The organism is Aurantimonas sp. 22II-16-19i (assembly GCF_002088275.1).
Classification (GTDB): Bacteria; Pseudomonadota; Alphaproteobacteria; order Rhizobiales; family Rhizobiaceae; genus Jiella.
The window spans coordinates 83862-98001 of the sequence record NZ_AQQS01000011.1; the positions used below are offsets into that span (position 1 = coordinate 83862).

General features: G+C 63.8%; 17 protein-coding genes, 1 pseudogene and 1 riboswitch. Of the genes and pseudogenes, 12 read left to right on the plus strand and 6 right to left on the minus strand.

The annotated features are described in order from the left end of the window. The first annotated feature begins 56 nt into the window (after positions 1–56). The 3 genes from ATO4_RS11075 to ATO4_RS11085 are packed head-to-tail and all read left to right on the plus strand — an operon-like array spanning position 57 to position 3346. Positions 57–2228: a heavy metal translocating P-type ATPase gene (locus tag ATO4_RS11075; RefSeq protein ID WP_083591577.1), complete on the plus strand. Its 2172-nt coding sequence runs from the start codon at positions 57–59 to the stop codon at positions 2226–2228. Beyond that, entirely contained in the window at positions 2228–2869 is a 642-nt protein-coding gene (locus tag ATO4_RS11080; RefSeq protein WP_083591578.1) for a cation transporter, read from the plus strand. Before ATO4_RS11075 ends, ATO4_RS11080 begins: the two co-directional genes overlap by 1 nt. A 48-nt stretch (positions 2870–2917) precedes the next feature. Further along, positions 2918–3346, plus strand: a complete 429-nt coding sequence (locus ATO4_RS11085) for a methyltransferase (protein WP_139802390.1) — start codon at positions 2918–2920, stop codon at positions 3344–3346. A gap of 106 nt (positions 3347–3452) precedes the next feature. Here ATO4_RS11085 and ATO4_RS11090 read toward each other — a convergent pair. From ATO4_RS11090 to ATO4_RS11115, 6 genes and pseudogenes are all read right to left on the minus strand, one after another. Next, positions 3453–4050 (minus strand): annotated as a pseudogene (locus tag ATO4_RS11090) (cation transporter). Between the two features lie 3 nt (positions 4051–4053). Then, the gene (locus ATO4_RS11095; protein WP_083591580.1) at positions 4054–4491 is read right to left on the minus strand and encodes an EamA family transporter; all 438 of its coding nucleotides are present in this window, start codon (positions 4489–4491) and stop codon (positions 4054–4056) included. Then, positions 4488–5243 (minus strand): phosphatase PAP2 family protein, encoded by a 756-nt coding sequence (locus ATO4_RS11100; RefSeq protein WP_083591581.1) that lies wholly within the window; start codon positions 5241–5243, stop codon positions 4488–4490. Before ATO4_RS11100 ends, ATO4_RS11095 begins: the two co-directional genes overlap by 4 nt. 14 nt (positions 5244–5257) lie before the next feature. Continuing rightward, positions 5258–5644, minus strand: coding sequence for a fluoride efflux transporter CrcB (crcB, locus tag ATO4_RS11105; protein ID WP_083591582.1), 387 nt, complete (start codon positions 5642–5644; stop codon positions 5258–5260). 56 nt (positions 5645–5700) lie between these two features. Then, positions 5701–5763, minus strand: a riboswitch (Fluoride riboswitch). A gap of 87 nt (positions 5764–5850) precedes the next feature. Then, complete coding sequence (locus ATO4_RS11110) at positions 5851–6246, minus strand: type II toxin-antitoxin system VapC family toxin (protein WP_083591583.1); 396 nt, start codon at positions 6244–6246, stop codon at positions 5851–5853. After that, the gene (locus ATO4_RS11115; RefSeq protein WP_083591647.1) at positions 6243–6545 is read right to left on the minus strand and encodes an AbrB/MazE/SpoVT family DNA-binding domain-containing protein; all 303 of its coding nucleotides are present in this window, start codon (positions 6543–6545) and stop codon (positions 6243–6245) included. The genes ATO4_RS11110 and ATO4_RS11115 overlap by 4 nt, the downstream gene beginning before the upstream one ends. 241 nt (positions 6546–6786) lie before the next feature. Between ATO4_RS11115 and ATO4_RS11120 the strand changes: the two genes are divergently transcribed. The 9 genes from ATO4_RS11120 to ATO4_RS11160 all read left to right on the plus strand — a co-directional run bounded on the left by ATO4_RS11120 (position 6787) and on the right by ATO4_RS11160 (position 14140). Continuing rightward, a complete protein-coding gene (locus tag ATO4_RS11120) occupies positions 6787–7446 on the plus strand; it encodes a recombinase family protein (protein WP_083591584.1) in 660 nt (219 codons plus the stop codon). Continuing rightward, the gene (locus ATO4_RS11125) at positions 7430–7873 is read left to right on the plus strand and encodes a hypothetical protein (RefSeq protein ID WP_083591585.1); all 444 of its coding nucleotides are present in this window, start codon (positions 7430–7432) and stop codon (positions 7871–7873) included. Before ATO4_RS11120 ends, ATO4_RS11125 begins: the two co-directional genes overlap by 17 nt. A gap of 150 nt (positions 7874–8023) precedes the next feature. After that, positions 8024–8278: a type II toxin-antitoxin system HicA family toxin gene (locus ATO4_RS11130; RefSeq protein WP_083591586.1), complete on the plus strand. Its 255-nt coding sequence runs from the start codon at positions 8024–8026 to the stop codon at positions 8276–8278. After that, on the plus strand, positions 8275–8610 hold the full coding sequence (locus ATO4_RS11135) for a type II toxin-antitoxin system HicB family antitoxin (protein WP_083591587.1): 336 nt from the start codon (positions 8275–8277) through the stop codon (positions 8608–8610). Before ATO4_RS11130 ends, ATO4_RS11135 begins: the two co-directional genes overlap by 4 nt. Positions 8611–8996: 386 nt before the next feature. Further along, on the plus strand, positions 8997–9323 hold the full coding sequence (locus ATO4_RS27060; protein WP_139802391.1) for a hypothetical protein: 327 nt from the start codon (positions 8997–8999) through the stop codon (positions 9321–9323). Positions 9324–9689: 366 nt separating this feature from the next. Then, entirely contained in the window at positions 9690–10376 is a 687-nt protein-coding gene (locus tag ATO4_RS28685; protein ID WP_083591589.1) for a lytic transglycosylase domain-containing protein, read from the plus strand. Continuing rightward, complete coding sequence (locus ATO4_RS11150) at positions 10361–10651, plus strand: TrbC/VirB2 family protein (protein ID WP_083591590.1); 291 nt, start codon at positions 10361–10363, stop codon at positions 10649–10651. The genes ATO4_RS28685 and ATO4_RS11150 overlap by 16 nt, the downstream gene beginning before the upstream one ends. Then, positions 10648–10923, plus strand: a complete 276-nt coding sequence (locus ATO4_RS11155) for a VirB3 family type IV secretion system protein (protein WP_083591591.1) — start codon at positions 10648–10650, stop codon at positions 10921–10923. The genes ATO4_RS11150 and ATO4_RS11155 overlap by 4 nt, the downstream gene beginning before the upstream one ends. Continuing rightward, positions 10916–14140 carry a type IV secretion system protein gene (locus tag ATO4_RS11160; RefSeq protein ID WP_139802392.1) on the plus strand — a complete coding sequence of 1075 codons (3225 nt, stop codon included), beginning with the start codon at positions 10916–10918 and terminating at the stop codon, positions 14138–14140. The genes ATO4_RS11155 and ATO4_RS11160 overlap by 8 nt, the downstream gene beginning before the upstream one ends.

Sequence of the window (14140 nt, forward strand, 5' to 3'; positions counted from 1 at the left end):
TGTAGTTGCTACAGGGTGCACATATGATCTGACATCGAAGAAGTCGAGGTGACACCATGGCAGCCGAGGCCGCCACCCAACTCAAGCTCCGTGTCGAAGGCATGGATTGCGGAGCCTGCGCTCTGAAGGTCGAAAACGGACTGAAGCGCCTGCCCGGCGTCAGCGACATCAATGTCAATGTCGGGCTGGAACGGCTTTCCCTCGTCTTCAATGAGGACCGCACCTCGCGCAAAGCAATCGAGGAGCGCATCCGTTCCCTCGGCTACGCTCCGCATTCACTCGACGCTCAGACGTCGGCCGACCGTCCCGCTTTTGAAGCTCCATCGACAGTCGCCGATGGAGCTTTGTGGCAGACGCGCAAAGGGCAGCTTGTCCTCGGCACCGGCGCTGTCCTCATCCTGGCTTTCATCGTCGCGGCGGTCGCGCCCGCTTTGGCCGAATGGGCCTATGTGGCCGCGGCGCTGCTCGGCCTGGTCCCGATCGCCCGGCGTGCTATCGCCGGAGCACGCAACGGCACGCCCTTCAGCATCGAAACCCTGATGTCCGTCGCCGCGATCGGCGCCATCGCGATCGGCGAGGGCGCGGAGGCGGCGGTCGTTGTCTTCCTCTTCGCCATGGGCGAGCTGCTTGAGAACGTCGCCGCTGGCCGGGCACGCGCCGGGATCGAGGCTCTGATGAACCTCGTGCCGCGCGTCGCGCGCCTTGAGCAGGGCGGCGCCGTCTCGGAGGTTCCGGTCGAACGGCTCGGCATCGGCGATATCGTCGTGGTGCGGCCCGGTGATCGCGTGCCCTCGGACGGCGAGGTGATCGATGGCATGTCCGAGATGGACGAGGCGCCGGTCACGGGTGAGTCCGTGCCGGTCCTGAAAGAGGTAGGCAGCAGCGTCTATGCCGGCAGCATCAACGCCAATGGCGTGCTGCGCGTGCGCATCACGCGCACGGCCGCCGACAACACGATCGCCCGCATCATTCACCTCGTCGAGGAGGCGCAAGGCTCAAAGGCGCCGACGGCCCGCTTCATCGACCGGTTCAGCGCCTACTACACACCCGCAGCAATGGCGGTCGCGGCGCTGATCATGGTCGTGCCGCCGCTCCTATTCGGAGCGGAGTGGTCGACGTGGATTTATCGCGGCCTCGCGACGCTGCTAATCGCCTGCCCCTGCGCTCTTGTGATCTCGACGCCGGCGGCGATCGCCTCCGGCCTTGCCGCCGGGGCCCGGCGCGGTCTTCTCATCAAGGGTGGCGCCGCTCTCGAAACGCTGGGCAAGGTTCGCACCGTCGCCTTCGACAAGACCGGCACTCTGACGATCGGGTGCCCGAAGGTGACCGACGTCATCGCGATCGAGGGTGACGAGGCCGAAATCCTGGCGAAGGCCGCGGCCGTCGAGCGCGGGTCCAGCCATCCGCTCGGCGCTGCCATCGTAGAGGCGGCCGAGGCGCGCGGCCTCGAACTGCCGAAGGTGTTCGGCGGGGCGATGGCGATCCCCGGCAAGGCCGTGACGGCGCGCCTGCGCGAAGGCTTCGTCTCGGTCGGTTCGCCGCGCTATGCGGCCGAGCAAGGCGACGTGCCCGAGGCGATCCGTGGCCGGCTTCTTTCTCTGGAGGCCGAGGGCAAGACGGCGGTGGTTGTGATGAGCGGCAAGCGAATCCTTGGCGTCGTCGCCCTGCGCGATGAGGCCCGCGAGGACGCGGCCGCAGGCGTGGCCCGCCTCAATGCGCTCGGCGTCCGCACCGTCATGCTGACCGGCGACAATCGGCGCACCGCCGCCGCGATCGCTGATAGCCTTGGCCTGGAGGCAAAAGCCGAACTGCTGCCGGATGCCAAGCTCGCCGAGATCGGGACGCTTAAGGCGCAGGGCGGCATCGCCATGGTGGGCGACGGCATCAACGATGCGCCGGCGCTGGCCGCTGCTTCGGTCGGTATAGCCATGGGCGGGGGCACGGATGTCGCGCTGGAAACGGCGGATGCCGCCTTGCTCAAGAACCGCGTCACGGGCGTGGCCGAGCTGGTGGAGCTGTCGCGCGCGACGCTCGGCAACATCTGGCAGAACATCGCCCTGGCGCTCGGCCTCAAGGCCATCTTCCTGGTAACGACCCTGACCGGCACGACGACGCTCTGGATGGCGATCCTGGCCGATACCGGCGCCACCGTGCTCGTCACGATCAACGCGCTGCGCCTCCTGCGCTTCCATGCCGATCGTCCGGCTGAGCCGGCGGAAGCGCGCTGATGGCGGCCGTGAACACGATGGACGGCAAGGCGCTACACCGGCGTGCGCTGCGCCTCGAGTGGCTCACCGTTGCCTGGAACGTCGTCGAGGCTGTGGTGGCGATCGGGGCCGGGATTATTTCCGGCAGCACGGCCCTGATCGCCTTCGGCGTGGACAGCGTCATCGAGGTCACCTCCGCGATCGGCTTGCTCTGGCGGCTCTACAGCGCCGGTCCCGAGGCGGAAATCGGCGAGCGCGGCAAGGCCGAACGCCGCGCGCTCTATGTGGTGGCGGGCACGTTCTTCGCGCTGGCCGCCTACATCCTCTTCGAGAGCATCCCGGCGCTGCTGGCTCGCGAGGCACCCGACACGTCAATGGTCGGCCTCGTGCTGTCGGTGCTCTCCCTCCTCGTCATGCCGGCTCTCGCCTGGACGAAGCAGCGTACCGGGCGCGAAATGAACAGTAAGGCGCTCCAGGCCGATGCCGCCGAGACCTGGGTGTGCTCCTGGATGTCATTCTCGCTGCTCCTCGGCGTCGGGCTTAACGCCGCCTTCGGCTGGTGGTGGGCGGACTCAGCCGGGGCGCTGCTCATGCTCCCGGTGATCGTCTGGCAGGGCTGGGACGCTCTCGGCGAAGCGCGGGAGCAAGCCGATGAGAGCTGACCGGCCCGTGCCGTCGCGCTCATATCCGGTGCGGCCGTTGTCCTCGCTTTGGCGGCGACGACGCGCCGCCGGGCGCGCCACGACTATGGGGAGTTGGGGCGCCTTCGGCCGTCCACCTCCGCGTCGGCCTACCTGGCCTATGGCCTTCACGCCGCCCTGCTCGCGGTGGCGGCTTGGCGGAAACCGCGGCCGCTTCCGATCGGCGCGAGGGCAGCCGGTGCTACCGGCCTCATTCTCGCCAGCGCTGGCGCTTCCCTCTATGCCGCCGCGCAAATGACCCTGGCCCCTCCCGAGACGTCCGGCACGCGCATGGGCGAGCTCGCAACCGGCGGAGCCTATCGGGTGAGCCGCAATCCCCAGCTCGTCGGCTGGGGTCTGGTATTGCTCGGCGCCGCGATCGCGGGCCGCTCCGCCGCCGCGCTCGGCCTTTGGGCCGTTTTCGCGGCCTCGCTGCCCGGCACGATCCGCGACGAGTAGCGCACCCTGGAGCGCGTGTACGGGTCGCAATATTGCATCTATCGGCAGATCAAGCCAACTTAAGCGCTACTCGAAATTTTCAGGAGTTTAGCGACAGCCAATTGTTCTAAGCCTCGGCCGATCGATGCTCCTCGCGGGCCGCTTCCCAGACTTCTCGAGCAGCGTCCGCGTTCATCGCGGCGATTCCCAGGCCGACGATCAGGTCGGGCCAGGCGGACGCCCACAGGAAGGCCGTCACCAGTCCCGCCGCGATGATCGCGATGTTGGCAAGAACGTCGTTTCGAGCGGAGAGAAAGGCCGCGCGAGTGAGGCTGCCGCCATGGGTGCGATAGCGGGCGAGCATGTAGGCGCAGGCGAGATTAACCGCGCAGGCCCCGGCCCCCGTCAGGGTTAGCGGTACCGGTTCGGGCGGCGCGGGCATGTTGAACTTCTCCCATGCCATCCAGAGGGTCGCGAGGCCGGGCACGAGCAGGATGCCCGCCAGCGCCATGCCAACACGAGCGCGCCGCACCACGCACCATCCGAGTGCGATGAGGATCAGGAAGTTGACGGAAGCGTCCTCGAGGAAATCCACGCTGTCGGCGAAGAGCGACACCGAGCCGATGGCAAGGGCGACCGCGAACGATGCCGAAATAGGAGAGGTTGAGGACCGCCACGCGGCGAACGATCCTGTGCAGCTCTGAATCCGGCGGCGGGGCTTCCATGTCCTATCCTTTGTAGGCGACGAGGATCGCGCCCCCCGCGATCAGGGCGACGCCGAGCCAATTCGGCAAGGACAGATGCTCCCCGAGAAAGATCACGCCGAACACTGCAACCAGCACGACGCTCAATTTGTCGATCGGTGCGACCCGCGCGGCGTCGCCGAGCTTCAGCGCCCGGAAGTAGCAGATCCAGGAGCCGCCCGTCGCCATCCCTGAGAGCACGAGAAAGAGATAGCTCCGGCTGGAGATCGTGCCGAAGGACTGGAACTGCCTTGTCGCCGCCAGAACGGCGCTGAGAACCGCCAGGATGACGATGGTCCGGATGAAGGTGGCGAAGTCGGAGTTGACGTTCTCGACCCCGACCTTGGCGAAAATCGCGGTGAAGGCCGCGAACGCCGCCGAGAGCAGGGCCCAGAACTGCCAGGATGCGAGAACCGTCTTCATGAGGCTTCCTCAGGTGCTTCGCGTAGATCGGGGTGGGATGCGGTGGGCCTTTCCACCTCGCCCCGCTGTTGGAGCCAGACGGCCGCCACCCAGCACAGGATCGCCCAGGCGGCTCCCACCGCCCATCCGGCGATCACGTCGGTCGGATAGTGGACGCCGAGGTAAAGCCGGCTGAGGCCGACGGCGACGGTGAGGATCACGGCCAGCGCCATAAAGTAAACCTTGATCCGGCGCTCGGCATGCATGCGGGTCAGGAGCGCTCCAAGCGTCAGGAAGGTGACGGCGGAAAGCGTCGCGTGGCCGCTCGGAAAGCTGGCGGTGAAGACGCGGGCGGCATGGGGAACGAGGTCGGGACGGGCGCGATCGATGCCGAGTTTGAGGATCGTGCTGAGGACAGCGCCGCCAAGTACCGCGGCCGTCATGAGGAGGGCGGCGGAGCGCTTGCGGATCAGGAGCAGATAGCCCAGCACCGAAAAGAACACGAAGCCGAGGAACGCATAGCTGCCGAGCGCAGTCACGTCCCTTCCCATTTCTTCGAGCCAGGCGGGGCCGATGGGATCGGCCAGATTGCCGCTGGTGCGCAGGGCGAGAACGACAGCCCGGTCAAAGGCGGCGGTGTCCCCCTCCAGCACCTCCGTCGCGAGATAACCGAACGAGAGAACGAGCGCAGCCGCCACCAACAGCGCCGCAAGAGGTCCGATTTCCCTTCGTGCGAGGTCAAGCAATCGAGGTATAGACAGGCGAGAGGGCATGGAAGCCTCCTATCTCAAGCGAAGTGACGAATGATGAAGAGGCCGGCGAACAGCCCGACGAGGGCCGCCCCGACTGATAGCGTGACGTAGAGAACGGCGATGCCGATCTCCCCGCGCTCATAGAGCAGCACCGAGTCGAGTGAGAAGGTGGAGAAGGTCGTGAACCCGCCGAGGACGCCGGTGGTCAGGAACAGCCGCCAGATCTGGCCGGGTTCCGACCTCAACGCGAAATATCCCCCCAGTAGGCCCATAGCGAGCGAGCCCACCACATTGACGGTGAGCGTCCCGAAGGGAAAGCCGGAGCCGAAGACGCGCAAGGAGGCGACGTTGACGCCGTGGCGCAGCGCCCCGCCGAGTCCGGCTCCGATCAAGACGATGAGATAGGTAAGGCTGCTTTGCATGATGGTCCCTGGCCGGGCGACCGGGACCTGGACAGCCCCTACCGCGCCGGAAACGGCGTTCGGTAGGAGTCATCAGCCAACATGGCGGTTATCGGGGGAACCCCATCCCCATCACTCCCGATGAATAGTGCAGAATGTGATCCAGCGAAAGCTGGATAGGCCTCGCGAAACTTCGGGCAAGAGTCGAAAGCTCTCGACTCACGTCTTCATCGCCGTATCAAGACGACGTCTACACCCAAATCATCCGCTACGTTCGCCCAGGCGCGATCGGCCGTGACCGCTGGCATGTTCAAAGCCCGGGCGAGAGCGAGGCAGCTTCGATCGCCCAAACTCAACCCGTGAGCCTGGGTATGCTCGATCATCTCAGCGGCGCTTTCCGCCAGCATCCAAGAGAGATCATGCCCTTCAAGGTTCAAGGATCGAACCGTCAGACGCGCATCGCCAACACTCATCCCTTTGGAGATCAGTTTCGCCAGAAGCTCCTGCACGTTGACGGTTGATACGATCGCCCGACCCTCGAGCATTCGGCCGACCTCTTCGCCTCCGATTTCGCTGCGCAGGAATGCCATGATTGCCGAGGTGTCCAGAACAGAGCCGGTCATTCTTGAATCGAGCCGTTCCGATCACTGTAAGATGCCTCATCTTCCAATTCATGTTGGGCTTCCGCGCGACGATCGGCGATCACCTCGTCCACGAGATTGACGTCCGCAGGTATGTATTGCCTCACCAGATCCTGTGCGCGCTTTAGGGAGCGACGCAGGGTTGTCACCTCCACCTCTCCGTCGTCCTTTTCGACAAAGACGACCTTGCCGCCGCTTTCCAGGTCGAGTTTGGCACGAAGGGCTGAGGGAAGGTTCATGCGCCCGTTCTTTGCGACGGGTACAACATGCCGATCAAGCATCATTCATTCCTTTTGAGGAGGCAGTGAGCGTTAACACCATAATGCAAGATAGGAGCTCGCTGGCAATTATGGAAGCAGTTAAGAGAGTGAGCCTATCCTGTCCCGTTTCCTCCTGCCCACAATCGACCGTTTGTGGGCATATCGCTGTCGATATGACCGAAAAATAGCTTGCTCGGGTTATGCGCATGCGCAATAACTTCATCCACGTTTTTGATGCTATTTTCCGGGTTCGACGCCATCCATGTCGCGCATTTTCGCCTATGCCCGGGTCTCGACCATCGAGCAGCACACCGAGAACCAGCTCGGCGAGATCCGCGCGGCAGGATTTCAGGTTCAGCCGCGCCGGGTCATCACCGAGACCATCTCTGGAGCGACCGCGGCGTCGGAACGACCGGGCTTTGGCAGGCTTGTTGATCGACTGGAAGACGGCGACATTCTTGTCGTCACCAAACTCGACCGTCTCGGCCGCAACGCCATGGATGTTCGCAAGACCGTCGACCAACTCGACGAGCTCGGCATCAAGGTTCACTGCCTGGCGCTCGGCGGCGTCGACCTGACCAGCCCGGCAGGCCGCATGACCATGGGTGTCATCAATGCCGTCGCCGAGTTTGAGCGCGACCTCCTGATCGAACGCACCCAGGCTGGCTTGATCCGAGCCAAATCCGAGGGCAAGCGGCTCGGCCGTCCGCCACGTCTGACCGAGGATCAGAAGCGGGCCGTTATCACTAAGCTTCAAGATGGTGCGTCAGTCGCACGGCTTGCCCGCGACTATGGCGTCAGCCGGCTGACCATTAGCCGGGCGCGCGACAAATACAAAGAGCAGGGCGCGCTCGATATAATGAAACCGCCAGAGAATGAGGACGCGACCGCCGGGGAGGGGAGCGATGCCGATCCGGCGTGAAGACCGGCACTTCTATCCGATCGACTGGCGTGAACTTTCGGCCGCGATCAGGTTCAATCGAGCCAAGGGACGCTGCGAGCGATGCGGCCGACCCCATGGCCAGCTTGTCTATCACCTGAGCGACGGGCGCTGGTTCGACAACACTGCCGGTCGCTGGCGCGACAACCGCGGACGACTGGTTCGAACAAAGACACCACCCGATCCAAGGGTGTCAGGCGACGAAGGTGGAATTGCGCAGACATTCGTCCGCCTCGCCTGCGCCCATCTCGACCAGAACACGGCCAACAACGCCGACAACAATCTCGCCGCCTTCTGCCAGCGCTGCCACCTCGATCACGACCGCCCTTGGAACATCGAAAAACGCCGTCTGACCGTGCTACTCCGCCGCGCGCTGGGCGACCTCTTCACAGGGCCATATCGGCGGTAGGGAAACGGCGAGATCAGATCCGTAGGCGCCCTGCTTCTTAAAGGCTCGGAACGCCAACGTCCTCAGCGAGGAACAGTGCTCCATTGCTGAGCGCATGTGGCAGCGAATTTCACGCTTGCAGTATATGATATCACCCCCTAACTTGCTTGCATGAACAGCAAGCAGAAGAAGACCTTGGCAGCTGTCTTCAGGGAGCCTGTGCCAGGTACTCTCGAATGGGCGGCCATCGAGGGTCTGCTTGTTGCCGCCGGATGCCGGATCATCGAGGGCAGCGGCTCTCGCGTCCGGTTCGAGAAGGACGGGGAGCTGGAGAGCTTTCATCGTCCGCATCCAGCCAAGGAAGCAGAGCGCTATCAGGTTCGCGCCGCCCGGGCGTTCCTGATCCGACTTGGGATCGAGCCATGACCAACATAATCACCTATAAGGGCTATGCGGCCCGCGTCGAATACGACGACGAAGACGGCATCCTGTTCGGCCAGATCGCCGGCATTCGCGATGGCGTCGGTTTTCATGCCGAGAGCGTTGAGGAACTGCGGACAGCCTTCCACGAGGCCGTGGACGACTATCTCGCGACCTGTGCCACGATCGGTAAGGAGCCGCAGAAGCCTTATTCGGGCAAGATGATGTTCCGGGTCAGCCCAGAGATCCATCGCAAGGCCGCGATCGCGGCGGAACTGGCAGGCAAGAGCCTCAATCAGTGGGCCGAGGAAGCCTTAAGCAAGGCCATCCACTCCTGAGAGCCCGGACAGTGGAGGAGGCTGATGTCGATCTGGTCTGAACACTGAACACCCCCATTTCTACTCGATCACCTGGCGCGAACTCTCCGCCGCCATCCGCTTCGGCCGAGCCGAGGGCTATGTTTCGGCGTGCAAAATTTCCCCGCGATTGACATCCGGCCTATCGTTCATTTTTTAAAATTGCGCAACTTACCGAAATCGCGTCGTTTTTCGTGCTCGCTTTCGACAAAATGCCAATTCCGTTCAAATTGCATTATTGACTCATTACGACGTAATATTTCATACTGTTAATGTAGACAAATTAGAACAGAATTCGCCATGCCGGGATGGCATGACGCTGCGCAAATCTTTATGCTGACCTCCTGTGAACGAAGTGGGAGGTTTGTGTGGCGAAGCTGGAGCCTGGGGGAAGGGTGCTACTCGGCAATGTTGTTCGAGCGTTCTTGGATGCTGGGGGCAAGCTCAAGTACCGCCCCTATAAAGATCGGAATGGTAAAACCAACTGGTTTGTTTTCGGCGTTCGATCTGACGGAAGCGAATCACAGGTCTACATCGCCCGCAACGGCGAGCCCAAACGCTTCCGATCTGCAAATGCCATCCTCTCGTATCACCGGAGCATGTTTCCGCAAGATGAGGGCGTCTTCGTTCCCTGGCTTCGTGGGGACGAAGAGAGCTCTGAAGACGATGAGGAGGACGTCGAAGACACCTCGTGAGTCCGGGGAGCAACCGGGCTCAAACAACGTGATTTCGATCAAAGCCTACAGGGCTCCAATAAGACGCCGCTCCGTCGTTACGACCGCCAAAGCCGCGTCTGGAGTCATCACCTCCACAAATTCACCTGCCGCCGCCGCCCCTGATAGCCTTCGCAGGGGCGTGCACCGTTGCCATTCATTCGCATTGGGCTGTCTGGGTACAGTCGCGATGGGTATAGCTCGGCGGCTGGTCCAATCTTCGCCTTCACAGTCATCGCTGCAGCCTTTGCCGCCGCCTGATTCGATATTTTTGCGTGGCCATACGCCCCGTCGTCACACTGGTGCTCGTCGTCCGGTGTGTCTGCAAAATCCATTTCATAGCTGACCATGCGACCTCTGCTGCTCTTGCCTCTCCTTCTTTGCGCGAGACTACAACCTAGTGTTGCTTTGGTTGTAGAATTCGAACACGACGGCTCCGTTTCAGTCTCCGAGGACTCCACGCGGGAGGCAGCACGGTCTGCCCCCGCTCACCGCCTGTCAGCCAGCACGGCTTCCAAGCAGTACCGCGACACGGCGTACGCGGTCGGTCTGCGACATGCAGGCGGACCTGGGCCACGCGCCGCCGGTCTCGCTGCGACTGAGTTCGCCGATCTTTTCGTAGCGCTGATCGATCAGGAAAGCCGGTTCGACCCCCGCGCCGTTTCGTCGAAGGGCGCTCAAGGGCTCGGGCAACTGATGCCGGACACAGCTCGCCTGCTCGGGGTTTCCGACCCCTTCAACCCTTCTGAGAATCTGGATGGGGCCGCGCGGTACTTCACCGCGCAGCTCGCCCGCTTCGGCGACGTGCGGCTGGCTCTGGCTGCCTACAACGCCGGCCCGCATCGCGTGGAAGAATATGGTGGCGTGCCACCGTTCCGCGAAACGCTCGCCTACGTCGCCACCATCACTGCCGCCGTCGACCGAGCGCCGGCGGGTGCAGCACTCACACGCCCTGCCCCCGAAGCGGCGAGCGCGGCGCGTGGGGTCTCCACCAATCCCGAAATGCAAAGGAACGGCGTATGGGACTTCAACTGAACACAGTTGGCCGCATTGCGGCCACGGCGGCGACGCTGACCGTGGTGAGCACCGGGGCTGCGATGGCGCAGGACCTCTCGCCGGTCACGAACTTCTTCACGACGATCGGTGATGCCCTGACGGGGACGCTCGGACGCGCCATTGGCCTCGTCGCCTTGGCTGGCGTCGGCCTCGCCTTCGCGACCGGCCGGATGAACTGGATGTTCGCCGGATCGGTGCTTATCGGCCTCTCGATCCTTTTCGGCGCGGCCACGCTGCTCTCCGGGTACTCGTGAGCCGGCCCTGCTTCCAGGCATTGACCAGGCCCGTGAGCATCGCGGGCCTGCCAATGAGCTACGTCGTCATCCTCTTCGGCATCACGTTCGGCGGCTTCATCGCCACGCTCTCGTTCATCTACTTCGCAGTGGCCGGCGTCATGAGCTACGTCGGCCTCCGCCTCCTGGCGAACTACGATCCGCGGATCGCGGACGTGGTGTTCATCACGATGATCCGCACACCGCTTCCCCAGAGCTGGTTCAGGGGAAAGGGGATCATCTACCGTGCTTGACGTCGAAAGAGGTCATGGGCGCAAGGCCGTCGAGCCGCGGGGCTTTGCGGGCGAACACATGCTCGCGAAGCATCTCCCCTACCTCGTCCCGGTCGGCGACGACGTGCTGATGCTGCGCGACGGTGACGTGATGGCCTCTTTCATGGTCGAAGGCATCGAGGCGCTCACCGCCGAACAGGCGGCGGTCGGCGACCTGGCCGACGCGATGGGCGGCGGCGTCGCCCAGTCCGGATCCGATGTCGCCTTCTACGTACATCGGGTCTCCAACCCGGCAAGCGTCGCCATGCCGCCGGTCGAAGGCCAAGGCTTCGCCGCGGCGGTGGATCGGGCGTGGCAAGCCGACATTCGCGTGATGGGTCTGCGCACGCGCCGGATCATGGTCACGGTGATCGTGCGCCCCATGACGCTGACCAGTCTGTGGGCCCGGATCACCGGCGGCGGCAAGCGCGATCTCATGGCAATGCGCGAGCGGCGCATCGCCCGGCTCAACGAGGTGGTCGGGCATATGATGGGCGCGCTCTCTGCGGCCTCGCCTTACCGCCTTTCTGTCTCGAACGGTGAATGGCTCGGGATGCTGCAGGCATGCGTGTCGGGTATTTATCGGCCGCTTTCGCCGGGGGCGGAATTTCGGCCGCTGGCCGATCTGATGGCCTCATCGCGAGTTGATTTTAGAGACGACACATTCATCGTCTTCGGCAACGACGCGGAGGAGACGCGCTTCGGCGCGATCTTCACCTACAAGAAATATCCGACCGAAACGCAGGCGGGCGTCTTCGACGGTCTCGACCTGCCGCACGATACGGTCGTCACGCACTCCTTCACTCCGATCGAGCAATTCGAGGCGCTGGCGCGCGTCCAGCGGACGGCACGGCAGATGCGGGCCGCCGACGACGCGGCACGCTCGCTGGAAATCCAGCTTGTCGATGCGGCCGATGATCTGGCCTCTGGCCGGATCAGCTTCGGCCTGCACCAAGCCTCCATCACTGTCTTCGCCCGTTCGGAGGCTGAGCTTGATGAGGTCGCGTCGCGCGTTCGCAGCGCCGGACAACGCACCGGCGGCGTCATGGTGCGTGAGGACATCGGCGCGCGTAGCGCGTACTTCGCGCAGCATCCGGGCAATCACAGCTACCGCGCCCGCGCGGCAATGATCTCCTCGGCCAACTTCGCGGACTTCGCTGCGCTCCACGCGAACGGCGAAGGGCTCGAGCCGGGCCTTGTGCCCTGGGGCGCGCCGATCACGACGTTCCGCACGCTCGGCCATGAGCCTTATCGGTTCAGCTTCCATCTGGCGGGCAAGCCAGGTGAGCGCACCGTCGGCCATTCGCTGATCGTCGGCCGCACGGGCTCGGGCAAGACCGCGGCGATCGCATTCCTGATGGCGCAAGCGCAACGCATCGAACCGCGCCCCCGCATCATCGCCTTCGACAAGGACCGCGGCCTTGAAATGGCGCTTCGCGCGCTCGGCGGCAGCTACTCGGCGGTGCGCATGGGCGAGCAAACCGGCTTCAACCCGTTCCGGGCGGAAGGTGACGCCCGCGGAACGGCATGGCTGACGGACTGGCTTGGCGCGCTGCTTTCGCAGGACGGCGACAAGCTTTCCCCGATGCAGGGGGAAGCCTTGGCGCAAATGACGGCGAGCAACGCCGATGCCGATCCTGTGTTGCAGACGATCAGCCACTTCCGATCGCAGCTTCGCGGCGTCGATGATGACGGCGACCTCTATACGCGCCTGGCGCAATGGGATGAGGGCGGTCGATACGATTGGCTGTTCGGCGGGACCGCCGAAGATCCGTTGCACTTCGCCAATGACGTGACCGGCTTCGATCTGACGGAATTGCTCGACGTCCCGGCCGTGCGCATGGCCTGGCTGAGCTACGTGTTCCGCCGGATCGAACGTACGATCGAGGACGGACGGCCGACGCTGGTGGTGCTCGACGAGGCGTGGAAGCTCCTCGATGACCCGTATTTCCAGAGCCGGTTGAAAGACTGGATGCTGACGATGCGAAAGAAGAACGTCGCGGTCGTCATGCTGACGCAGCGCGTCTCGCACATCGCGGACAGTCGTGCCGGCAACTCGATCCTCGAAAGCATCGCCACGACGATCCTGTTTCCGAACTCGCGCAACACGCAGACCGAGCTTGCGCCGCTCGGCCTGAGCGATGGCGAGACGGAGTTTCTCATGTCGTCGGGGTCAGGCAACCGCTACGCCTCGATCCGCTCCGGCGACAGAAGTGTCTTCGTCGACATGGACCTTGGAGCGCTCGGCCCGCTTCTGACAGCTCTAGTGTCCGGTCCCGGCGGCGAAAACTCGCCCCCGACTGGCGAGAAAATCCCGGCTTCTGGAAGGAGCTTTGACCATGAACATCAAGATCCTCCCCGTCCTTTTGCTGGCCGCCTCGACGGCCGGGTGCGCAAGCTACACCGCCGAAAAGTGGCCCTGCCAGGCGAAGACCTGCGAATGGGCTCCGATCAACCAAGGGAGTGTCGTAGTCCAATGAAACGGATGATCCGAACCCTGGCGGCCTCGATCGTCGTCGTCTCGCTGGGAAGCATCCCGGCCCATGCCGAGGGCGTGCCCGTTATCGACGGTGCGGCCATCGCGCAGTTCATCAAGCAGCTCGAACAGATGCAGAAGGATTACGAGAACCAGCTCGAGCAACTGACGAACCTGCAGGATCAGCTCGAAAGCATGACTGGCGACAAGGGGATCGGCGGCATCCTCAACTCGGCGACCGATCAGAGCGCACGAGAGGCGGCCGATAGCCTAAGCTCGATCATCGACAGTGCCATTTCGGGCGGCGGCCTCTCCGGCAACACCTCTGTCATCAGCGACCGGATCTCGGAACTGAAAGACACGTTCGGCCTCGCCGATCTGACGCAATTTCTCGGCTCCGAACGCACGCAGGACCGGGCGTTGGCGACGCAGGCCGGGTCCGGCATGGCGGCCGTGGCAACGGCCGAAGATACCTACCAGCGCGCCAATGCGTCGATGGATCGGGTGAACGGCATGATCGAGGACATCGACAGCAACGCCGATCTCAAAGCCTCGGTCGACTACAACACGCGGATGCTGGCCGAAGTCGCGGTTCTCCTCAACGAAAACCTGCGCGTTCAGGCCGCGATAGCAAACACGGTCGGCACCGACGCGATTTCGTCAGCTCGTGACCGCGCCGCGCAGCGCAAATTCATGACAGGAGCTGGAAGCAGTGAGGAGTAA

Coding starts and splice junctions, on each gene's coding strand:
- ATO4_RS11115 (WP_083591647.1), bottom strand. CDS start 6,545: ATGCTTGATCGGCATGTTGTACCCGTCGCAAAGAACGGGCGCATGAAC.
- ATO4_RS11075 (WP_083591577.1), top strand. CDS start 57: ATGGCAGCCGAGGCCGCCACCCAACTCAAGCTCCGTGTCGAAGGCATG.
- ATO4_RS11110 (WP_083591583.1), bottom strand. CDS start 6,246: ATGACCGGCTCTGTTCTGGACACCTCGGCAATCATGGCATTCCTGCGC.
- ATO4_RS28685 (WP_083591589.1), top strand. CDS start 9,690: ATGCGACCTCTGCTGCTCTTGCCTCTCCTTCTTTGCGCGAGACTACAA.
- crcB (WP_083591582.1), bottom strand. CDS start 5,644: ATGCAAAGCAGCCTTACCTATCTCATCGTCTTGATCGGAGCCGGACTC.
- ATO4_RS11150 (WP_083591590.1), top strand. CDS start 10,361: ATGGGACTTCAACTGAACACAGTTGGCCGCATTGCGGCCACGGCGGCG.
- ATO4_RS11130 (WP_083591586.1), top strand. CDS start 8,024: ATGAACAGCAAGCAGAAGAAGACCTTGGCAGCTGTCTTCAGGGAGCCT.
- ATO4_RS11135 (WP_083591587.1), top strand. CDS start 8,275: ATGACCAACATAATCACCTATAAGGGCTATGCGGCCCGCGTCGAATAC.
- ATO4_RS11080 (WP_083591578.1), top strand. CDS start 2,228: ATGGCGGCCGTGAACACGATGGACGGCAAGGCGCTACACCGGCGTGCG.
- ATO4_RS11095 (WP_083591580.1), bottom strand. CDS start 4,491: ATGAAGACGGTTCTCGCATCCTGGCAGTTCTGGGCCCTGCTCTCGGCG.
- ATO4_RS11125 (WP_083591585.1), top strand. CDS start 7,430: ATGCCGATCCGGCGTGAAGACCGGCACTTCTATCCGATCGACTGGCGT.
- ATO4_RS11100 (WP_083591581.1), bottom strand. CDS start 5,243: ATGCCCTCTCGCCTGTCTATACCTCGATTGCTTGACCTCGCACGAAGG.
- ATO4_RS11120 (WP_083591584.1), top strand. CDS start 6,787: ATGTCGCGCATTTTCGCCTATGCCCGGGTCTCGACCATCGAGCAGCAC.